Annotated in this window: 18 protein-coding genes, 2 tRNA genes and 3 rRNA genes; 12 read left to right on the top strand and 11 right to left on the bottom strand. The window is 65.4% G+C overall.

Features of this window, described 5'->3' with window-relative positions:
• The first annotated feature begins 40 nt into the window (after nt 1-40).
• From petB to CYAGR_RS16450, 10 genes are all read left to right on the top strand, one after another.
• Complete coding sequence (gene petB, locus CYAGR_RS07540) at nt 41-715, top strand: cytochrome b6 (RefSeq protein ID WP_015109205.1); 675 nt, start codon at nt 41-43, stop codon at nt 713-715.
• Between the two features lie 57 nt (nt 716-772).
• Nucleotides 773-1,255 carry a cytochrome b6-f complex subunit IV gene (gene petD, locus CYAGR_RS07535; protein ID WP_015109204.1) on the top strand — a complete coding sequence of 161 codons (483 nt, stop codon included), beginning with the start codon at nt 773-775 and terminating at the stop codon, nt 1,253-1,255.
• A gap of 1,094 nt (nt 1,256-2,349) precedes the next feature.
• Nucleotides 2,350-3,834, top strand: a 16S ribosomal RNA gene (locus CYAGR_RS07530).
• Between the two features lie 321 nt (nt 3,835-4,155).
• A tRNA-Ile gene (locus CYAGR_RS07525) sits at nt 4,156-4,229 on the top strand.
• Between the two features lie 9 nt (nt 4,230-4,238).
• Nucleotides 4,239-4,311, top strand: a tRNA-Ala gene (locus tag CYAGR_RS07520).
• Between the two features lie 533 nt (nt 4,312-4,844).
• Nucleotides 4,845-7,720, top strand: a 23S ribosomal RNA gene (locus CYAGR_RS07515).
• Between the two features lie 151 nt (nt 7,721-7,871).
• A 5S ribosomal RNA gene (gene rrf / locus CYAGR_RS07510) occupies nt 7,872-7,988 on the top strand.
• Together the 16S, 23S and 5S rRNA genes with 2 tRNA genes alongside form the textbook arrangement of a ribosomal RNA operon.
• A gap of 261 nt (nt 7,989-8,249) precedes the next feature.
• Nucleotides 8,250-9,056: a YhjD/YihY/BrkB family envelope integrity protein gene (locus CYAGR_RS07505; RefSeq protein WP_245552630.1), complete on the top strand. Its 807-nt coding sequence runs from the start codon at nt 8,250-8,252 to the stop codon at nt 9,054-9,056.
• A gap of 49 nt (nt 9,057-9,105) precedes the next feature.
• A complete protein-coding gene (locus tag CYAGR_RS07500; RefSeq protein WP_015109202.1) occupies nt 9,106-9,342 on the top strand; it encodes a hypothetical protein in 237 nt (78 codons plus the stop codon).
• On the top strand, nt 9,342-9,764 hold the full coding sequence (locus CYAGR_RS16450; RefSeq protein ID WP_015109201.1) for a Zn-ribbon RNA-binding protein: 423 nt from the start codon (nt 9,342-9,344) through the stop codon (nt 9,762-9,764). The genes CYAGR_RS07500 and CYAGR_RS16450 overlap by 1 nt, the downstream gene beginning before the upstream one ends.
• 3 nt (nt 9,765-9,767) lie before the next feature.
• Here CYAGR_RS16450 and CYAGR_RS07490 read toward each other — a convergent pair whose 3' ends face one another.
• The 5 genes from CYAGR_RS07490 to CYAGR_RS07470 all read right to left on the bottom strand — a co-directional run bounded on the left by CYAGR_RS07490 (nt 9,768) and on the right by CYAGR_RS07470 (nt 12,296).
• Nucleotides 9,768-10,175 carry a DUF2834 domain-containing protein gene (locus CYAGR_RS07490; protein WP_015109200.1) on the bottom strand — a complete coding sequence of 136 codons (408 nt, stop codon included), beginning with the start codon at nt 10,173-10,175 and terminating at the stop codon, nt 9,768-9,770.
• A complete protein-coding gene (gene xseB, locus CYAGR_RS16445; protein ID WP_015109199.1) occupies nt 10,172-10,525 on the bottom strand; it encodes an exodeoxyribonuclease VII small subunit in 354 nt (117 codons plus the stop codon). Before xseB ends, CYAGR_RS07490 begins: the two co-directional genes overlap by 4 nt.
• Nucleotides 10,526-10,617: 92 nt before the next feature.
• A complete protein-coding gene (gene xseA, locus CYAGR_RS07480) occupies nt 10,618-11,808 on the bottom strand; it encodes an exodeoxyribonuclease VII large subunit (RefSeq protein WP_015109198.1) in 1,191 nt (396 codons plus the stop codon).
• 4 nt (nt 11,809-11,812) lie between these two features.
• Entirely contained in the window at nt 11,813-12,007 is a 195-nt protein-coding gene (locus tag CYAGR_RS07475; RefSeq protein ID WP_015109197.1) for a hypothetical protein, read from the bottom strand.
• Between the two features lie 142 nt (nt 12,008-12,149).
• Nucleotides 12,150-12,296 (bottom strand): chlorophyll a/b-binding protein, encoded by a 147-nt coding sequence (locus CYAGR_RS07470; RefSeq protein ID WP_015109196.1) that lies wholly within the window; start codon nt 12,294-12,296, stop codon nt 12,150-12,152.
• 111 nt (nt 12,297-12,407) lie between these two features.
• Between CYAGR_RS07470 and CYAGR_RS07465 the strand changes: the two genes are divergently transcribed.
• Nucleotides 12,408-13,313 (top strand): HAD family hydrolase, encoded by a 906-nt coding sequence (locus CYAGR_RS07465; RefSeq protein WP_245552629.1) that lies wholly within the window; start codon nt 12,408-12,410, stop codon nt 13,311-13,313.
• An 11-nt stretch (nt 13,314-13,324) separates the two neighbouring features.
• Here CYAGR_RS07465 and hrpB read toward each other — a convergent pair whose 3' ends face one another.
• From hrpB to CYAGR_RS07450, 3 genes are all read right to left on the bottom strand, one after another.
• Entirely contained in the window at nt 13,325-15,913 is a 2,589-nt protein-coding gene (hrpB, locus tag CYAGR_RS07460; protein WP_015109194.1) for an ATP-dependent helicase HrpB, read from the bottom strand.
• Entirely contained in the window at nt 15,910-16,293 is a 384-nt protein-coding gene (locus CYAGR_RS07455) for a hypothetical protein (RefSeq protein ID WP_043326803.1), read from the bottom strand. Before CYAGR_RS07455 ends, hrpB begins: the two co-directional genes overlap by 4 nt.
• Before the next feature lie 64 nt (nt 16,294-16,357).
• The gene (locus tag CYAGR_RS07450; protein ID WP_015109192.1) at nt 16,358-16,648 is read right to left on the bottom strand and encodes a DUF2973 domain-containing protein; all 291 of its coding nucleotides are present in this window, start codon (nt 16,646-16,648) and stop codon (nt 16,358-16,360) included.
• Nucleotides 16,649-16,900: 252 nt separating this feature from the next.
• On the opposite strand from CYAGR_RS07450, the gene CYAGR_RS07445 reads away from it, so the two are divergent.
• Nucleotides 16,901-18,058: a trypsin-like peptidase domain-containing protein gene (locus tag CYAGR_RS07445; RefSeq protein WP_015109190.1), complete on the top strand. Its 1,158-nt coding sequence runs from the start codon at nt 16,901-16,903 to the stop codon at nt 18,056-18,058.
• Nucleotides 18,059-18,104: 46 nt separating this feature from the next.
• On the opposite strand, the gene CYAGR_RS07440 is transcribed toward CYAGR_RS07445, so the two are convergent.
• The 3 genes from CYAGR_RS07440 to CYAGR_RS07435 all read right to left on the bottom strand — a co-directional run bounded on the left by CYAGR_RS07440 (nt 18,105) and on the right by CYAGR_RS07435 (nt 20,641).
• On the bottom strand, nt 18,105-18,374 hold the full coding sequence (locus CYAGR_RS07440) for a hypothetical protein (RefSeq protein ID WP_015109189.1): 270 nt from the start codon (nt 18,372-18,374) through the stop codon (nt 18,105-18,107).
• A 219-nt stretch (nt 18,375-18,593) separates the two neighbouring features.
• Nucleotides 18,594-18,758, bottom strand: a complete 165-nt coding sequence (locus CYAGR_RS18255) for a hypothetical protein (protein WP_015109188.1) — start codon at nt 18,756-18,758, stop codon at nt 18,594-18,596.
• A gap of 125 nt (nt 18,759-18,883) precedes the next feature.
• Nucleotides 18,884-20,641, bottom strand: coding sequence for an ABC-F family ATP-binding cassette domain-containing protein (locus CYAGR_RS07435; protein ID WP_051017216.1), 1,758 nt, complete (start codon nt 20,639-20,641; stop codon nt 18,884-18,886).
• Nucleotides 20,642-20,744 lie beyond the last annotated feature (103 nt).

Here is a 20,744-nt window from a genome sequence, read left to right as displayed (position 1 = left end):
GAACGATCGGTAGACTCTCGCAACCCAAGCCCCACGCTGCATGGCGAACTCGTCCACCGGCGCCAAGTCGTCCCCGATCTATGACTGGTTCGAGGAACGCCTGGAGATCCAGGCCATTGCCGACGATATTTCCGCCAAGTACGTCCCCCCCCACGTCAATATTTTCTATTGCCTGGGCGGCATCACGCTGGTCTGCTTTCTGATCCAGTTCGCCACCGGGTTCGCGATGACCTTCTACTACAAGCCCACGGTGGTGGAGGCCTACAGCTCGGTCCAGTACCTGATGACCGACGTGAGCTTCGGCTGGCTGATCCGCTCGGTCCATCGCTGGAGCGCCAGCATGATGGTGCTGATGCTGATCCTGCACGTCTTCCGGGTGTACCTCACCGGCGGCTTCAAGCGTCCCCGCGAGCTCACCTGGGTCACCGGCGTCACCATGGCCGTGATCACCGTGTCGTTCGGCGTCACCGGCTACTCCCTTCCCTGGGACCAGGTTGGCTACTGGGCCGTCAAGATCGTCAGCGGTGTGCCTGCCGCCGTGCCCGTGGTTGGGGACTTCATGGTCGAGCTGCTCCGCGGCGGTGAGAGCGTCGGCCAGTCCACCCTCACCCGCTTCTACAGCCTCCACACCTTCGTGCTGCCCTGGCTGCTGGCGGTGTTCATGCTGATCCACTTCCTGATGATCCGTAAGCAGGGCATCTCCGGCCCGCTCTGAACCCCGTTCCTCCCCTTAGCCTTCCCCTACCGGTCACCAGCGCTCCGAGCTCCCACCATGCACATCCTCAAGAAGCCTGACCTCACCGATCCCAAGCTGCGGGCCAAGCTGGCCAAGGGCATGGGGCACAACTACTACGGTGAGCCGGCCTGGCCCAACGACCTGCTTTACATCTTCCCGGTGGTGATCCTCGGGACCATCGCTTGCCTGGTCGGCCTGGCCGTTCTCGATCCGGCGATGCTGGGTGATCGGGCCGACCCCTTCGCCACGCCGCTGGAGATTCTGCCCGAGTGGTACCTCTACCCGGTGTTCCAGATCCTGCGGGTCGTCCCCAACAAGCTGCTGGGCATCGCCCTGCAGACGATGATCCCCCTGGGTCTGATGCTGATCCCGTTCATCGAGAGCTTCAACAAGTTCCAGAACCCCTTCCGCCGCCCGGTGGCCATGGGTGCCTTCCTGTTCGGCACCGTCTTCACCATCTACCTGGGCATCGGCGCCTGTCTCCCGATCGACAAGTCCCTCACCCTGGGTTTGTTCTGAGTCGCCGGCCGCCTTTCCCTCCCAACCCATCCCTCCAAGCCGCGAGCCATCGCGGCTTTTTTTGTGTCCATGGGCCTGATCCGTCCGGGGCCGCCTGGAGGGACCCACAGGCAGCCTCTGCCGCCCTGCTGGGTCCCTTGTTGCTTCCCGCAGCGCTCGCCTGCAGCCCTGCCAGGGCAATCAGGCCGTCCTCCAAGGGGGGGGCAGGCACCCAGGTGGCCCGGTTGGGTGGTGCGGCCCGGGCTGGCTCCGCTGGGCCTCCCTTGGCTCTGCGGAGGCTCTTCCGATCTGCTGCTGGCTTTGGGAAGGGGAGGCAAGGAACCGTTGTTTCGTTCCCACCCATGGTGGTCTCCGCCCAGGTGATATGATTTTGGACTGCGCCCCAGAGAGCGAGAGCTCGAGCGGGGAGCAGGCTTACGGGATCGAGAGGCGCGAGCCGACGGTGTTGTAAGTTTTCTGAGTCGCCGGGAGGCGACGCGCCGCGAGAGCCCCGGAAGGGGTGGAGCGGCAGAACCTGGACAACCAAAAAAGTTTAGGAACTGACGCTTCCACTGCGTCGGTTGCTGCTGGAGGCAAGGAGCAGATGCGGGAGACCGTAGGGGCTTGAGCCAAAAGCGCCTGTGTCCTTCGTTACCGCGGAGGGAAGCCGTCCTGGAAGGGACGTGTGGAGCGGGATGTCCTGAGAGGGAGAGCAGCGGACGAAGAGCGGTGGAGGTGTGAGGTCCCGTCAAAAGAAACAAGCGACGGGTCAAAGCGATCAAGGAACTGAGGTGCGTTCTCACGACGCGCCGAGGTTTGGAGTGGCGCCATCGGCTGGGAGAGATTTCAGCGGAGATGGAAGGCCCTTTGATGGTGCGACCGGTTGCGAACCGGATCTGAGATTCGGGAAAGTCACGAATCGTGGCCTGGTGGGCTGCCCGCAAGGGGACCGATGGTCTCCGCAAGGGGAGCAAGCCGGAAAGCGAGAGGTGCACTCTTTGAACCCAGCGCGAGAGCGTTGGTGGCCCCGACGTTGCCGTAGACGCCAGTCTGCGGGGATGGTGAGAGGCAAATCCAGCTGAGGGAAGTGAAAGCGGACCAAGAGGGTTGGATCTACAACGGAGAGTTTGATCCTGGCTCAGGATGAACGCTGGCGGCGTGCTTAACACATGCAAGTCGAACGAGCCTTCGGGCTAGTGGCGGACGGGTGAGTAACGCGTGGGAATCTGCCCTCAGGAGGGGGATAACGGCCGGAAACGGCCGCTAATACCCCATATGCCGAGAGGTGAAATGAATTTCGCCTGAGGATGAGCCCGCGTCTGATTAGCTAGTTGGTGGGGTAATGGCCCACCAAGGCGACGATCAGTAGCTGGTCTGAGAGGATGATCAGCCACACTGGGACTGAGACACGGCCCAGACTCCTACGGGAGGCAGCAGTGGGGAATTTTCCGCAATGGGCGAAAGCCTGACGGAGCAACGCCGCGTGAGGGATGAAGGCCTCTGGGCTGTAAACCTCTTTTCTCAAGGAAGAAGACATGACGGTACTTGAGGAATAAGCCACGGCTAATTCCGTGCCAGCAGCCGCGGTAATACGGGAGTGGCAAGCGTTATCCGGAATTATTGGGCGTAAAGCGTCCGCAGGCGGCCTTGTAAGTCTGTCGTTAAAGCGTGGAGCTTAACTCCATTTCAGCGATGGAAACTACAAGGCTTGAGTGTGGTAGGGGCAGAGGGAATTCCCGGTGTAGCGGTGAAATGCGTAGATATCGGGAAGAACACCAGTGGCGAAGGCGCTCTGCTGGGCCATAACTGACGCTCATGGACGAAAGCCAGGGGAGCGAAAGGGATTAGATACCCCTGTAGTCCTGGCCGTAAACGATGAACACTAGGTGTCGGGGGAATCGACCCCCTCGGTGTCGTAGCTAACGCGTTAAGTGTTCCGCCTGGGGAGTACGCACGCAAGTGTGAAACTCAAAGGAATTGACGGGGGCCCGCACAAGCGGTGGAGTATGTGGTTTAATTCGATGCAACGCGAAGAACCTTACCAGGGTTTGACATCCTGCGAATCCCTTGGAAACGAGGGAGTGCCTTCGGGAGCGCAGAGACAGGTGGTGCATGGCTGTCGTCAGCTCGTGTCGTGAGATGTTGGGTTAAGTCCCGCAACGAGCGCAACCCACGTCTTTAGTTGCCAGCATTCAGTTGGGCACTCTAGAGAGACCGCCGGTGATAAACCGGAGGAAGGTGTGGATGACGTCAAGTCATCATGCCCCTTACATCCTGGGCTACACACGTACTACAATGCTACGGACAAAGGGTTGCAAGCTCGCGAGAGTTAGCTAATCCCATAAACCGTGGCTCAGTTCAGATCGTAGGCTGCAACTCGCCTACGTGAAGGAGGAATCGCTAGTAATCGCAGGTCAGCATACTGCGGTGAATACGTTCCCGGGCCTTGTACACACCGCCCGTCACACCATGGAAGTTGGCCATGCCCGAAGTCGTTACTCCAACCCTTGTGGAGGAGGACGCCGAAGGTGGGGCTGATGACTGGGGTGAAGTCGTAACAAGGTAGCCGTACCGGAAGGTGCGGCTGGATCACCTCCTAACAGGGAGACACAACTGATCGTGATGTCTGAGCGCCGACCAAGCGTAAGTTTGGGAAGCACCTTTGTCTCAGGCCACGGTCCTGTCATCTCGAAGGTCGATCGGTACCTCAAGGTGAGCCATCAAAGCCAAGGAAGAGTCCAGAAGGCTCGCAAGAGCAGGAAGGAGGATTCTGAGGATGTTGTGATGGACTCGTTTTCAGTTCCTAAACTTTGTCTAGGTCACCCCACCAAGGGTTCTGCCAGACAGCCAACGTTTTCGGTCCCGCCAGGGAGAGGAAACGATGGGTGGCTGGGGGAGCCACTGTCAGAGTGATTGTTCCTGGGCCATTAGCTCAGGTGGTTAGAGCGCACCCCTGATAAGGGTGAGGTCCCTGGTTCAAGTCCAGGATGGCCCATTCGTGTTTGGGGGTTTAGCTCAGTTGGTAGAGCGCCTGCTTTGCAAGCAGGATGTCAGCGGTTCGAGTCCGCTAACCTCCATCCAACCAGGTTAAGACCACAACATGAAGCTGCATCAGGAGGAATTCTGATGGGTGAAGTGACCGGACATGTTCAGCTGAGGACTCCAGCCTCCTTTCATTCCCAATGATTCGGCTCACCATGTGTGAGGCCTGATTCTGACCAGGTTGAAAGGAAGCTGGACTCGCTGATCGCCAGCTCAGAAGTGAGTGGGTGCGTCAGTGGAGCCAGCAAAGAACCTTGACAACTGCATAGGTGAGTCTGGAAAAGAAAGCATCTCATGGATGCCCAGACGGACGTGGACGGAACTTGGTACTGCCGGGGGAAGGAGGCGGCCGACTGGGAGATTCTTGAGTTTAGAGCCGAGAGCTTCCAGCGTCTTTTCTCTCCGCCGAGGAGGGAAGAGTCAGATTCTGCCTTTCAAACCGCTTGAGTTTGAATGGGACGAGAGACCGCGACGGGCAACCGCAGCGGTGGATTGTTCCATGAAAAGCGTAAGCAGGTGAAAGCAGAAGAATGGGTCTCAACAACCCTGAACGTTGGGAGTGTTAATTGGTCAAGCTACAAAGGGCTCACGGTGGATACCTTGGCACACAGAGGCGATGAAGGACGTGGTTACCTGCGAAAAGTCTCGGGGAGCTGGAAACACGCTTTGATCCGGGAATCTCCGAATGGGGCAACCCCTAGAACGGCCACCTGAATCCATAGGGTGGCGCGAGCCAACCCAGCGAACTGAAACATCTTAGTAGCTGGAGGAAAGGAAAGTAAAAACGACTCCCTAAGTAGCGGCGAGCGAACGGGGAAGAGCCTAAACCGATGGTTTCGACCATCGGGGTTGTGGGACAGCAACGTGGACCAGGGACGTTAGTGGAAGCGTTTGAAAGGCGCGCCATAGAGGGTGAAAGCCCCGTACGCGAAAGCGAAACTGGCCTAGCTGTATCCCGAGTAGCACGGAGCACGTGAAATTCCGTGTGAATCCGCGAGGACCACCTCGTAAGGCTAAGTACTCCTGTGTGACCGATAGCGAAACAGTACCGCGAGGGAAAGGTGAAAAGAACCCCGGGAGGGGAGTGAAATAGAACATGAAACCGTGAGCTTACAAGCAATGGGAGTCCTACTCATAGGATGACCGTGTGCCTGTTGAAGAATGAGCCGGCGACTTATAGGCACTGGCAGGTTAAACCGGAAATGGTGGAGCCATAGCGAAAGCGAGTCTGAATAGGGCGTTGGTCAGTGTTTATAGACCCGAACCCGGGTGATCTAACCATGGCCAGGATGAAGCTTGGGTGATACCAAGTGGAGGTCCGAACCGACTGATGTTGAAAAATCAGCGGATGAGCTGTGGTTAGGGGTGAAATGCCAATCGAACCCGGAGCTAGCTGGTTCTCCCCGAAATACGTTGAGGCGTAGCGTCTAGTGCTATAGCAGGGGGGTAAAGCCACCGTTTCGGTGCGGGCTGCGAGAGCGGTACCAAATCGAGACGAACTCTGAATACCCTGTGTGAAACTAGGCAGTCAGACTGTGGGGGATAAGCTCCATGGTCGAAAGGGAAACAGCCCAGACCGCCAGCTAAGGTCCCCAAATGACTACTCAGTGATAAAGGAGGTGGGATTGCCCAGACAACCAGGAGGTTTGCCTAGAAGCAGCCATCCTCAAAGGAGTGCGTAATAGCTCACTGGTCGAGCGATCCTGCGCCGAAAATGAACGGGGCTAAGTAGTCTACCGAAGCTGCGGATTTAACTTGTTAAATGGTAGGGGAGCGTTCCATGTGGGGTGAAGCGTTAGCGTAAGCGGGCGTGGACTGCATGGAAGTGAGAATGTCGGCTTGAGTAGCGAAAACATGGGTGAGAATCCCATGCCCCGAAACCCTAAGGGTTCCTCCGGCAGGCTCGTCCGCGGAGGGTTAGTCAGGACCTAAGGCGAGGCCGAAAGGCGTAGTCGATGGACAACAGGTCAACATTCCTGTACCTGTCATGTTTTGGGAAGGGGGACGGAGAAGGCTAGCCCAGCCAGACGTTGGTTACTGGTTCAAGCGTTCGAGGCGTTGAGAAGTGGAGAAAACACTTTGAGCTGAGGCGTGAGTACGAGCTGCTACGGCAGCGAAGTGGGTGATGTCAAGCTTCCAAGAAAAGCCCTATACCCGTTAAGGCATGACGGCCTGTACCCGAAACCGACACAGGTGGGGTGGTAGAGAATACCGAGGGGCGCGAGGTAACTCTCTCTAAGGAACTCGGCAAAATGGCCCCGTAACTTCGGGAGAAGGGGTGCCACCGCAAGGTGGTCGCAGTGAAGAGGCCCAGGCGACTGTTTACCAAAAACACAGGTCTCCGCTAAGTCGCAAGACGATGTATGGGGGCTGACGCCTGCCCAGTGCCGGAAGGTTAAGGAAGCTGGTCAGCGTAAGCGAAGCTGGCGACTGAAGCCCCGGTGAACGGCGGCCGTAACTATAACGGTCCTAAGGTAGCGAAATTCCTTGTCGGGTAAGTTCCGACCCGCACGAAAGGCGTAACGATCTGGGCGCTGTCTCGGAGAGAGGCTCGGCGAAATAGAATTGTCTGTGAAGATGCGGACTACGTGCACCCGGACAGAAAGACCCTATGAAGCTTTACTGTAGCTTGGTATTGTGCCCGGGCTCTGAATGCGCAGGATAGGTGGGAGGCTTTGATCCATTGCTTGTGGGTGATGGTGAGCCAACGGTGAGATACCACTCTTTCAGAGCTAGGGTTCTAACGGTCACCCGTCATCCGGGGACCGGACAGTATCAGGTGGGCAGTTTGACTGGGGCGGTCGCCTCCTAAAAGGTAACGGAGGCGCGCAAAGGTTCCCTCAGGCTGGTTGGAAATCAGCCGACGAGTGTAAAGGCAGAAGGGAGCTTGACTGTGAGACCTACAAGTCGAACAGGGACGAAAGTCGGCCTTAGTGATCCGACGGTTCTGTGTGGAAGGGCCGTCGCTCAACGGATAAAAGTTACTCTAGGGATAACAGGCTGATCTCCCCCAAGAGTTCACATCGACGGGGAGGTTTGGCACCTCGATGTCGGCTCATCGCAACCTGGGGCTGAAGTCGGTCCCAAGGGTTGGGCTGTTCGCCCATTAAAGCGGTACGCGAGCTGGGTTCAGAACGTCGTGAGACAGTTCGGTCCATATCCGGTGCATGCGCAGGAATATTGAGAGGATTTCTCCCTAGTACGAGAGGACCGGGAGGAACGCACCTCTGGTGTGCCAGTTATCGTGCCAACGGTAAACGCTGGGTAGCCATGTGCGGAGAGGATAACCGCTGAAAGCATCTAAGTGGGAAGCCCACCTCAAGATGAGTATTCCCATGGCGTTAGCCAGTAAGGTCACGGGAAGAACACCCGTTGATAGGCTCTACGTGGAAGCCGGGTAACCGGTGAAGCGGAGGAGTACTAATAGACCGAGGGCTTGACCAACACCTGGTTCTAAGCCTGCCGTTCTGAAAGGGACGGAGGAATGACGACTTTTCCAGAGGAGATAGCACCAAGTGTGTTGTTTCTAACCTATGCAGTTTTCAGGGTTCACCCCCTTTCTTTATCACGTTTGTGGTGAGAGTGGGGACTCTATCCTGGTGTCCATGGCGCTGTGGAACCACACCGATCCATCTCGAACTCGGTTGTGAAACGCAGCAGCGGCGACGATAGTTGGGGGGTAGCCCCCTGCGAAAATAGCTCGATGCCAGGTAAAACTTCAGCTCCTGAGAAGGGGCGATGAGGAGAGGCCACCCGATGAGGGTGGCTTTTCTGTTGGCCAGCACGCGGGTGGGCTCCGGTGTCTGGGCCGGCGGCAGCGGGCAGGCCAGGATGCGGGAATGCTGTAACTCTCACCCTGCATGATCGGTCTGTCGTGAAGTGGCGTCGTCGCCTTCGTCCGTTCTGGAAGGCCTATCTGTTGTGGTTGCGGGCGGACTGCGTTGACCTAAGCGCCGCTTTCGCTTACCACACCTTGCAGTCGTTCTTTCCGGCCCTGCTGATCGCGCTGTCGGTGGCTTCCCGGCTGCTTGGCCGCGACGTGGAGCGCTTCGATCGGCTGATCGTGCTCGTCGGCCAGGTGCTGCCCGCGTCCGCCCTGCCGGGCTTCGAGGCCACCCTGCGGCGGTTCACCAACCAGGGATTCGGCGCCGGCATCCTCGGCCTGGTGCTTCTGGCCCTCAGCGCCAGCAACATCTATCTCACGCTCCAGCGCGGTGCCGATCGTCTGTGGTGGAATCGCCCCTTCGGGTTCGACCACCTGCGCTGGCAGGAGCACGTGCGCCGGTTCCTGGCCCTGCGGCTGAAGGCCCTGGCGTTGCTGCTGTTTGTCGGCCTGCTGATCGTTGTCGACCAGCTCTTCAGCACGGTGCGGCTGTTCGGCTCCAGGGGCTTCCATGACCAGCTCCAGGCCTTCCTGCCCGGCCCCCTACTTTGGGTGAGCTCCCTGTCCTTCGGGCTGGATCTGCTTGTCTCCCTGCTGATTGGGTTCGGCGCCACCCTGCTGTTCCTCTGGATGCTGCCGTCGCGCCGGATCCCCTTCCGCCCGCTGATCCCCGGCGCCCTGCTGGTAAGCGGCAGCCTCACCCTCTCCAACCTGCTGCTGGGCAGGAGTCTGCTTGCCCTCGGGTTCCGCTTCCAGGCCTACGGGGTGGTGGGGGGCGTGCTGCTGCTCACGCTCTGGGTCTGGCTGGTGGGTGCCGTGCTCTACTTCGGCCAGTGCTTCAGTGTGGTGCTATCCGGCGGGGCCGCTGGGGGGCCATCGACACCTCTGCCCCGCTGAGGATCGGCCCGTTTCGGGTCAGGATGGACTGATCTAATTGGATGGACCCTTGGCCAAGCCTGCCCTCCGGATTCCCCCTCTGCCGGCCAGCCTGGCGCTGGTCTCCATGGCGGTGGGCGCGGTCGTGCTGATCGGTCTCACGACTCTGGCGTTGATTCCGCTGCTGGTGGGCCTGGGCCTGCTGGCGGCCTGGCTGGTGGCGGCCCTGCTGCTGGGCTGGGCTGGCCTCGAGGGCCTGGCGGCCCTGGAGCGATGGATCGAGAATGATCCGCGCTTCCAGCGCTGATGGAACGGCGCATCCCCTGGCTGTGGATCGGCGTGGCGGCGGCCCTGCTGTTGATCCCAACCTCCGCCGGCCGCCTGTTGCTTGACGTCATCGGCGGACTCACCCTGACCCTGCTGCTCCTGCCCCTGCTGGCGGGAGGGGTCGCCCTGATCGGCTGGCAGCTGCTACGGCGCCGCCTGCGCACCTGTCCCAGCTGTGGCTTCGCCAGCCTGGGCATCGACGTCTGCCCGGCCTGCGGCAGTCCCTTCACAGTCGGCGATGTCCCTCGATCGGCGCCGGGGGAACCGTCCGGTTCGATTTTCTGGGGAACCCGATCCCCTGACGAGATCGATCCCCGTGACGTGACCATCAATGTCGACGCTGTTGATGTGGAGGCCACGTCCAGCGGGGACCCGAGCGGCCGCAGCGGTGATGGGGCCTGAGCCCTAACCCGCCGACTCCGGCGCAGCAGGGCTGAGGCGGGCCAGCTCGAGCAGCCGACGTTCACGCAGATGCAGGAACAGGGGCGCCCCGAAAGCGAAGGCGATCGTCACGCAGCTCAGCAGGACCCAGGCCAGTCCCCGCATGCCGAGGCGGCGGCTCTCGCGCACCATCCAGATCGTGACGGCCGTTGCCCCGATCGCCAGATCGCTGGAAAGGGAGCGGGCGGCTGGATTGGCGTTGGCCTCGCGGATGAACAGTCCCAGATCGAAGGCCGAGCCTGTGCTGCGGATGAACTCCAGATTGGCCAGCCAGGGAAGCACCCCACCGGCGACGGCCAGCAGCAGGTAGGCCCAGGCGATCCAGCTGAGGCCGCCGGGGCCGCTCCGGGTGGTCGTGGCGTCGTCACTCATGGGGTGTAGGGCGTGGGGGCCAGGTCCGGCTGGCCGGGATCCCATTGCATCACCTGCTGTTCCACCCGGGCCAGCACCGCCTCGCAGCGGTCGGCATAGGCCAGGGCCCGGCGGTAGAGACCGGCCATTGCCTCCACATCAAGATCCTGGTCCTGCAGCTGGGCCAGACAGAGCTCGAGCGCCGTCTGGGCTTCTCGGAAGCTCAGCTCCTGGGCCACGTCGTCCCCATCACGTCCCCCGTCCGCCTCAGGTCCTTCGCTGTGACCGGCCCGATCGCCATCGGCGTCCTGGCCAGAGAGGTCGTTGGCGGCTTTGGCGGAGGCGCTGGCTCGAGGGGAGGGTTTGACCATGGGTGCAAGCAAGGACGGAAACGGGAGGGAGCCAGGCGGAACGACTGGTGGATGGAAGCAAAGGAACCTGGGGCGCTGCCCCGGGCCTGGGGTCAGGGACCTGGCCCGTCCGGCTCGATGGCCTGCACCTCCAGGGCGACCCGACCATCCGCCAGCTCGGCGGTGATGCCTGTGCCTGGCCGCAGCTGGCTCACCGAGCGCAGCAGGCGACCTTCGCCATCCCGGAGCAGGCTGAACCCCCTGGCCAGCAGGTGCCGCGGCGAGAGCGCCTGCAGTAGTTGCCGCCGCTGGTCCAGCCACTGGCGCCGCTGGCTCAGCAGACGGGCGGGGTGGAGCCGCTGCAGCTGGTCCTGCCGTGCGCTCAGCCATTGGCGGGCCGAGGCGATGCGCAGGGCCAGTGTCCGTTGCAGATGGCCGCGCTCCTGCTCAAGGGCCCGGATCACCTGGCTGCGGTCCGGCAGCAGTGCCACCAGGGCCGCCGTGGGCGTGGCCGCCCGGTAGTCGGCCACCAGATCGGCGATGGTCACGTCATCCTCATGGCCGATGCCGCAGATGACGGGCCGGCGACAGGCCGCCAGGCAGCGGGCCAGGGATTCCCCGTCGAAGACGGCCAGATCCTCCCGGCTGCCGCCGCCGCGGGCCAGCACGATGGCTTCGATACCGAGGTGGTCGGCCTGGGCGCCCAGGCTCTCGATCGCGCCCACGATCTGGGCTTCCACGTTCCCCTGCACGGGGATCGGCACCACCAGCAGGTCGGTGGCGGGCCAGCGTTCCCGGGCGGTGCGCAGCATGTCGGCCAGGGCGGCGCTGGGCACGCTGGTGAGCAAAGCGATGCGCCTGGGCCAGCGGGGCAGCGGTCGCTTTCGCTCCGGGTCGAAGAGCCCCTCCGGCTCCAGCCGGCTGCGCACCTGCTCGAACTGGCGCAGGACGGTGGTGAGGCTGGGGCGCACATCCAGCACCTGCACCGTGAGGCTGGCCCGCGCCGCCCAGAAGTTGAGCTTGCCGACCACCACCACCCCATCCCCCTCCTGGGGCACGAAGCCGAGTTTCTGCATCTGGGACGACCAGATCACCCCCTGGATGCTGGCCTGGCCATCAAGGAGGGTCAGCCAGAGATGGCCCTTTTTCTGCTGGGGGCGCCCCACGGTCGCCTCCAGCAGGAAGCGGGGGGCAAAGCCCCGCTCCAGCAGGGCACCGATGGCCTGATTGAGCTCGGCGACCGTGTAGCGGGGGATGCCGTCGTGCTGGCGGGGGGACGCACTGCTGCCAGGGACCGTGAGCATGGATTCACTGCTTGAGCTGGCGATAGCAGATCCACCAGTAGAGACTCAGCAGGCCGGCCACCAGGGCCACGGCCCGGCCCAGCGGATGGTCGATTCGGACCAGCCCCGCGCCGGCGATCACCAGGGCGCTGCTGAGCAACCTGGCGCCGTCGCGACGGTTGCCCACATAGAAGCGGGGAGCGGTGGCGGAAGGGGCCATCAGGGGGCGCTGCCTGGTGAGAAGTTCAACCTAGGACCGCCAGGGACAGCCGTCGGGCCCATGAAAAAGCCGCCGGCAGGGCCGGCGGCCTGGGTCTGGAACGGGCTTCAAGGGCTCTGGTGCCGGGGACGACGGCCAGGCTTCAGCCGAGGCCGACCTGGGCCAGAATGCCTTGGCCGGTGAGAATTTCGGTCGCCAGGCCGATCACGAAGCCCATCATGGCCAGGCGGCCGTTCCAGGTTTCGGCGAAGTTGACGAAGCCGAAGCGGGGCTGGGAAGCGTCAGACATGGAAGGAACCCTCGGTTGAACACTGACTGTAACGAAACATGGAGCGGACTTGACAGTGGCAGGGGCTACAAAGTCGGGTGTGGGTTGCACGGTTGACAGCTGGGCCTGGCCATGGCAGTGAGGCCTCTGCCGGGACAGGCCTCGGGCGCGGATGCCAGGCCCGGCCGCGAAACCGGCCCCGGCACCGTCTGGGGGCCCGGGATGGCGGACCGCCGGCGGGCACCCCGGGCCCGCCTTCAGGGCCATCTCGCCGCGCCCCTGCCCAGGCAGAGCGAACTGATGCTGGTCACCGACCTCGACGGCACCTTGCTGGAGGGGACCGTGCCGACCCGCCGCCGCATCTACCGCTGGCTGGCCTCCCAGCGCCACCGGGTGCTGCAGGTGTTCAGCACCGGCCGGGACATGCGCTCCGTCGCCCGGCTGCTGGCTACGGAGGCCGCCCTGGGACTCCATCCCCCCCACCTGGTGATCGGCGATGTGGGCTGCACCGTGGCCTGCGGTGCCAGCCTCACCCCCCTGCCGCTGGCCCTGGAGCCGATCGAGGCCCTCTGGCGGGGCCGGGCGGAGAAGGTGCTGCCCCTGCTGGCGCTGGTGCCGGGTCTGTCAGCCGAGCCCCTCAGCACCGACCGGCGCCTGGCCTACGGCATCGACCCCCTCCGGCTCGACACCGGTCGGCTGGCGGCCATCGAGGCCCATGGGGTGGATTGCCTGGTGTCCGGTGACAAGTACCTCGACGTGCTGCCGGCCGGCGTCAACAAGGGCAGCACCCTGCTGGGCCTGCTGGAGTGGCTGGAGCTGGACCCAGCCCGGGTGGTCACAGCGGGGGATTCCCTCAACGATCTGGCCATGTTCGAGACCGGCCTGCAGAGCGTCATGGTGGGTAATGCCGAGCCCGGCCTGGTGCGGGCCCTGCCGGGGCTGACCCGCACCTACCGCGCCCGCGCCCATGGCTGCATGGGCATCCTGGAGGGACTGCGCCACTTCGGCTTCGGCCATCTGCTCGACGGTCTGCCCTAGGGAGGGAGCGCTCAGCGACTCTCCCCGCGCGCTTCCCGCGCCAGGCCCGCCGTGGTGCGGGCGCTGGCGACGCCCTGGCGGGGATCCTCGGGCCAGGGGTGGCGGGGGTAGCGGCCGCGCAGCTCGCGGCGCACCTCGGCGTAGCCCTGGCTCCAGAAGCCGGCCAGGTCGCTGGTGACCGCCGCCGGGCGTCCCGCCGGTGACAGCAGCTCCACCCGCACCGCCAGCCGGCCGTCCAGCACCGTCGGCCCCTCGAGACAGCCGAACATCTCCTGCAGCTTCACGGCCAGCACAGGCGTGCCACTCCCGTAGTCCAGCGGCACCCGGCGGCCGGAGGGCACCGGCTGGCTGAGGGGCAGCAGCCGATCCAGCTCCCGGCGAAGGGACCAGTCCAGTTCCCCCCAGAGGATCTCCGCCAGGTCCAGTTGCTGCAGATCCTGGAGGCTGCGCAGGCCGCCGAGGTGGGGCCCCAGCCAGGCCCCCAGGTCCTGCCCGAGCCGTTCCGGCGATCGGTCGGGCCAGGGAGCCCCCAGGTGCCGGTGGGCCAGCATCAGGCGCTGCTGCAGCTGGCGGCTGGCGCGGCACCAGGGGAGCACCTCCAGGCCCGAGCGTTCGAGGCCCTCCAGCAGGGCCCGCTCCACCAGCTCACCGCTGGCGTCCGGCCAGGGGCGGCGCTCCAGCACCAGGGCACCGCTGCGCCGCAGCCGCTCGCAGCGCACCCGCTGGTCGGTGCCATCCCAGCGGGCTTCGTGCTCCTCCTCGATCTCCTCCCCCACCAGCTCCTCCAGGCCGCTGCGGGAGAGGGCCACCGCCAGCCGCACCCGGGCCTCCTGGCCCTGGCCGTCGACACTGGCGATCGCCAGCGCTTCGGCCGCGGCGAGGGGATCCCCCGGGGGCAGCACGGCGCCGCGGCCGCTGCGCATCAGGAAGCGCCCATCGCCCCGGCCCCTGCCCAGGGCCAGCCGCTCCGGGTAGGCCCAGGCCAGCAGCTGGGCGGCACGGCCATCGCCCGACCCACCCCCGGCATCGCCATGGGAGCCACCGCCGGAGGCGATCGCCGCGGTGGCCGCCACAGGGACCGCCACCGAACGCCCCTGCCGCAGCTGGCGCAGCAGCTGGGACTGCAGGGTCGTCCATGGGCCCCGGCCCGCCGAGCGCCCGCTCCCCTCCGCCCCCGGGCGGCGCCGCAGCCAGTCGAGGCGCCGCATCAGATCACTGCCGGCCTCGCGGCGATCGAGGGGATCGCGCTCGCTCAGCAGCACGGCCACCGCCGTGGCGAGGGACTCCCAGCCCCTGTCTCGGGCCCGCAGCAGCATGTGGGCCAGGCGCGGATGCAGCCCGAGTCGGGCCATGGCCCGCCCGTGCGGGGTGATGCGGCCATGGCCATCGACGGCCCCGAGCTGCCGCAGCAGATCGCGGGCCTCTTCGAGGGGCCGGCGGGGGGGCGCGGTGAGCCAGGGCAGGCTGTTGTCCTCCGCGGCGCCCCATTCCGCCAGCTGCAGGGCGATCGGCAGGGGATCCACCTCAAGCAGCTCCGGTGGATCGAAGGCCGGCCGCCGCTGCTGCTCCGCCGGGGACCAGAGCCGCACACACCGCCCCGGCCCCAGCCGGCCGGCCCGGCCACGTCGCTGCTCGGCACTGGCCTGGCTGGCGGGCTGGGTGACCAGCCCATCCATGCCCGTGGCCGGGTCGAAGCGGCTGCGTCGGCTCAGACCGCTGTCGATGACCAGGGTCACCGCCGCGATCGTGAGCGAGCTCTCCGCCACCGACGTGGCCAGCACCACCTTCCCCATCCCCCCCCGGGGGGCCGCAATCGCCTGGCCCTGGGCCGCCAGCGGCAGCTGGCCGTGCAGCAGAGCCACCTCCAGCTGCTCGCCCCAGGAGGCGGCCTCAATGGCCCGCCGTGCCGTCTCCAGCTCCCCCAGGCCAGGCAGGAACACCAGCGCGGTGCCCCGCGGCTCGGGTTCGGCCAGCCAGTGGCCTTCGAGGGCCCGCAGCACCTGGCGCTCCAGCCGCTCGTCCGGCCGCGGCGGCTGGTAGGTCACCGCCACCGGATGGCTGCGGCCCTCGCAGCTGATCACGCTGGCCCCATCCAGCTCGGCGGCCAGGGGCGCCAGATCGAGGGTGGCGGACATCACCAGCAGGCGCAGCTCGGGACGCAGCAGGCTGCGGGCCTGACGCACCAGGGCCAGAGCCAGATCCGCCTCGGCCTGGCGCTCATGGAATTCGTCGAAGATCACACAGGCCACCCCGTCCAGGGCGGGATCGGCCTGGAGCCGGCGCAGAAACAGCCCTGCGGTGACCACTTCCAGCCGGGTGGCCGCCGAGGTGCGCGACTCCAGTCGCACGCTGTAGCCCACACGCCCGCCGACGCTTTCATCGAGGCTGGCGGCGAGGCGCTGGGCGGCATTCCGGGCCGCCAGCCGCCGCGGCTCCAGCAGCAGCAGGCGGCCCTCCGGGCCGAGGCTCTCCAGCAGGGCGAGGGGAACCCGGGTGGTCTTGCCGGCGCCGGGTTCGGCCTGGAGCAGGAGGGTGGCCCCGGGCCCGAGGGCCGCGGTGATCGCCGCGAGGCGGCCGTCGATGGGCAGGGGCGGGTTCAGCGCACGTGGCGAATGCCATCCACCGGGTGGTAGGCCTCTCCGGTGGTTTCTTCGTAGACGATGGCCGGCAGGCCGGTCTCGAACATGGTCTGGAGGGCCTCCTTCAGGTAGGGGTTCCAGCCGCCCGTGGTGACCTTGCCGTGGCGCACGGTCCAGTCCCAGGTCCCCTGGAGGTCACGGGGGATGCGTCCCTCCCGGTCGCGCCGGGCTACCAGGTCCTGGGATTCGACGATGCCGACCAGGATCGGATCCTTGCCGTAGGACGGCGTCAGGCTGAGCTCGAGCCGGATGGGGTCGTCCTTCACCATCTTGAGTCGAAACCGTGGCGGCAGCTTCAGTGCCCCGAGCACAGCCGCCACGATTCGCGTTCTCTGATCCACCATCGATCTCCGCCGGTTGGCGCATTCACCTCAGGGAGCCTATTCAGCGGCCGGCCGGCTGCGCTCAGTTGGGATCGGTGGGGAAAGCGGGCTGCTCGTTGTCGCCGCTGAAACGCACCGTGAGCAGGTCCTCCTGGGTGAGCTGACCATCGGCATCCAGCAACTCCGGGTGGATGGTGAGGCGGCCGGTGCGATCACCGGCGGGGCCGCCCTGCTCCGTGGCGGCGGCTCCCGCATCGCCGGGACGGGGAATGGCGCGGAACCCCTGCCCCATGACCCGGAACGCCTGCCACAGCAGAACGATGAAACAGGCCCCGTAGACGATCGGGAAGATCTGCGAGAGGAGGGAGGTCATGGCGCGATGGGAACCCCGCAGTCCGCGGACTCGCCCCCATCATCACCCGTCCGACGGAGCGGTGGTGGTGGCCAGCATCCAGGCCCAGAGGGAGGTGCAGGCGGCTCCGAAGGCGAGAAAGGCCAGCAGCAGGCGGCTTGTGTCCATGACCCGATAAAAAACTTTACAAATCATAGCCCGTGAGGCCGGTTTGCCTCCCCTTTCTCGTTCCCGGGGACTTGCCTACGGTTTTTCCACCTGAGCTTCTTCACGATGCGTTCCTCCCGCGTTCTTGCCGCGGCCGCCGCCGGGCTGGCCACGGTCACGGCGGCGGCCACCGCCACGGTCACGGCCGCCACGGCCCTCGTCAGCCCGACCCTCACGTCCCCCGGTCTGGCCCAGCCGGCCGCGGCCGTTCTCGGGCGGCAATCCTTCGTGGCGGCGGCGATCCGTCGGGCGGGCCCGGCCGTGGTCACCATCGACACCGAACGCACCGTGCAGTCGGCCGCCACCGGCGGTCTGCCTCGGGGTCTGCTGAATGATCCCCTGTTCCGTCAGTTCTTCGGCATTCCCCAGCAGGGGGCCCCCTCACGGCGCACCGAACGGGGCCAGGGCAGCGGGGTGATCTTGCAGTCCGACGGGCTTGTGCTCACCAACGCCCACGTGGTGGATCAGATCGACCGGGTGACCGTGGGTCTTGAGAACGGCCGGCGCTACGAGGGGCGGGTCGTGGGTCTCGACAAGCTCACCGACCTGGCGGTGGTGCGGCTGGTGGGGGCAGGCCCCTGGCCCGTGGCCCCCCTGGGCAACTCCGATGCCCTTCAGGTGGGCGACTGGGCGATTGCGGTGGGGAATCCCTTCGGCCTCGACAACACCGTCACCCTGGGGATCATCAGCAGCCTCAACCGCAACGCCAGCAAGCTCGGCATCACCGACAAACGGCTGGATCTGATCCAGACCGACGCCGCCATCAACCCGGGCAACTCGGGGGGACCGCTGCTGAACGCCGATGGCGAGGTGGTGGGAATCAACACCCTGGTCCGCTCGGGACCGGGGGCCGGACTGGGCTTCGCCATCCCGATCAACCGCGCCCGCGGCATCGTCAATCAACTGGTGGCCACCGGCCGGGCCACCCACCCCATGATCGGCGTGGGGCTGGATGAGGTCCGGGCAGAAAGCAGCTCCGGCGTTTCCCAGGGTGCGGTCGTGGTTTCGGTGCAGCCCAACGGACCGGCGGATCGGGGCGGCCTCAGGACCGGTGATGTGATCGTCGCGGCCCAGGGAGCCGTGGTGAGGGACCCCTCCCAGGTGATCAACGCCGTCGAGCGGGCGGGGGTGGGGGGAACCCTCAATCTGACGGTGAACCGTCAGGGGGCAACGGTCAACCTGCGGCTCATCCCTGGCGACATGGCCCTGCTGCGTCAGGGATGAGGAGGAGGCCCGAGCTCGCCCTCAGCAAGAGGCCCGAGCTCGGCTCTCAGAGGACATCCATGCCCCCCTTGCCGCTGTCGGGGCGAAGGGCGTCGAGCAGGCCGGCGTCCATGGTGAGCTCGGCGCCGAATCGGGCGGGAGCTCCCAGCTGCTGGCGCATGACCCACTGGGTGGCCGCCTTCTGGCTCTGCCAGGCCTGCAGCAACTGTTTGGCCAGACCCCGCAGCACCTGGGGATCGCCCGTGGCGTCGATGGCCCGGGTCATGCGCTCCAGCTCAAATTTCTGACCGAGGCTGAGGGCGAGGGGTTCGGACATGGTGGGCTGTGCGATGGGGCGTTTCTGACCGGCCCAAAGCTACGAACTGTTTCAAGATGTCACGTAGCGGCTGTTACAGGGCCTATGCCCTGGTCAGGAAATCCGCTCAACCCCTGCTTTTGGCCCGGACCCTCTGGCGCAGGGCCAGGCAGGGCGCTAAGGACACCGCCCATCCCGGCCCCGCCCCTTGGCGGCCCTGACCTCGGCGGGCCCGCTGCGTCAGTGGCGCTCGCGCAGCTCTTCCACGCAGCGGGTGACGCACTCACCGTCCTCCAGGGAACAGGTGGTGATGCACTCGAAGTACACCTCCATGGCATCGCTGCTGTTGGAGGGCTCCTCGCGCTCCACAGTCCAACCGTCGGTGACGACGTTCTGGATGGTCATCGCTGCTCCTGGATGGGTGACCCTGTCAGCCTATGCACACAGAAACGCCCACACCAGAGAAATGAGTCTTCCTGCCTAGGCAACCGTGAAGTTGTATTTTGCGCCGCGCCGATGACGGCGCCGCGTCAGCGGCCGGCCTTCCCCTCCGCCTTCCCCCCGGACGTCCCGCCTGCCTTGCCGGCGGCTTTGGCCTTCTGCTTCTGCCGCTGTTCCTCCCGTCTGGCGGTGAGGCGACGCTCCTGCTCCAGCCGCTCGCTCTCTTCGGCCTCCTCCCGTTTCTTCTCCTGGTAGTAGGCGTAGTCACCGCGGTAGAGCACCAGTTCGCCGTCACGCACCTCGACGATCCGGTTGGCCACCCGGCCGATGAAAAAGCGGTCGTGGGAGACCAGCAGGGCGGCGCCCTCGTAGGCCATCAACGCCTCTTCGAGCATCTGCTTGGCGGGAATGTCGAGGTGGTTGGTGGGCTCGTCGAGCACCAGCAGGTTGCAGGGGGTGAGCAGCATCAGGGCCAGGGCCAGCCGGGCCTTCTCGCCGCCGCTCAGCTTGGCCACCGGCTTGAACACCGTGTCGTTGCTGAAGCCGAAGCTGCCCAGCAGGGAGCGCACCTGGGTCTGGGTCCAGTCCGGAACGGCCTCGAAAAGGGTGTCGATCACCGTCTTGGCCAGATCCAGGGCTTCGGCCTGGTTCTGCTCGAAATAACCGGCCACCACATGGTGTTCCCCCAGGCCGGCCTGGCCCTCGAGGGGAATCTCGTAGCCCATCACCAGCCGCAGCAGGGTGGACTTGCCGGCGCCGTTCGGGCCGACGAAGGCGATCCGGTCGCCCCGCTCCACCTCCAGATTCGCCCCCAGGAACAGGATCTGGTCGTCGTAGCCGTGGGTGAGGTTCTCGATCGAGGCCACCAACCGGCCGGAGCGCGGGGCGGGGGGGAAGGCGAAGCGCGGCCCGCTCACCGACTCCAGCGGGGCCTCGATCCGCTCCACCTTCTCCAGCAGCTTCTCGCGGCTCTTGGCCTGGGTGCTGCGGGTGGCACTGGCCCGGAAGCGGTCGATGTAGGCCTGCTGGCTGCTCAGTTCCTTCTGCTGGCGCTCGTAGGCCGCCTGGCCGGCCTCCCGCTCCAGGGCCTTCTGCTCGAGGTGCTGGCTGTAGTTGCCCAGGTAGGTGCGGGAGACGCCGCGTTCGGTCTCGACGATCTGGTTGCAGACCCGGTCGAGGAAGGCCCGGTCGTGGCTGATCACCACCAGGGGAACCGTCTGCTCCACCAGGTAGGTCTCCAGCCACTGGATCGTTTCGACGTCGAGGTGGTTGGTCGGTTCGTCGAGAAGCAGCAGATCCGGCTCCTGCAGCAGGATCTTGCCCAGGGCGATGCGCATCTGCCAGCCCCCCGAGTAGTCGCCCACCGCCCGCTCGGCCGACTCCGGCGTGAAGCCGATGCTGGGAAGCAGCTTGTCGATGCGGGCATCGAGCTCGTAGCCGTGCAGAGCCTCGAAACGGCTCTGCAGCTGGCCGAGTTCGTCGATCAGCCGGTCCAGCAGGGCCGGGTCGGCGGCGGCCTCCTCGCTGGCCATCGCGTCCTCCACCTGCCGCTGGCGGTTGAGCACCTGGGCCGCCTCCCCGAAGGCCTGGAACAGTTCCTGGCGCACGCTGCGGGCGGGGTCGACGTCGAACTCCTGCTGCAGGTAGGCGATGCGGGGATCCCCCTGCCGCACCACCTGGCCGCTGGTCGGCTCCTCCAGGCCGGCGATGATGCGCATCTGGGTGGATTTGCCGGCCCCGTTGACCCCCACCAGGCCGATCCGGTCCCCCGCCTTCACCTCCCAGGTGATGTCCCTGAGCACCTCACCGGTGGGATAGATCTTGCCGATGCGTTCGAGGCGCAGCACGGAGCGGAAGGCGGTCGCGGTGTGCGCATCATCCCCTGCCGGGGCGTCCTGCAGACTGTCCAACGGGTCCGGTCGCGTCGTCAGGATGATCAAGCGCCTCGAG

It is taken from the genome of Cyanobium gracile PCC 6307, assembly GCF_000316515.1.
Lineage (GTDB): Bacteria > Cyanobacteriota > Cyanobacteriia > PCC-6307 > Cyanobiaceae > Cyanobium > Cyanobium gracile.
Note: the sequence above shows the minus strand (reverse complement) of the source record. Positions and strands in the feature narration are given on the sequence as shown.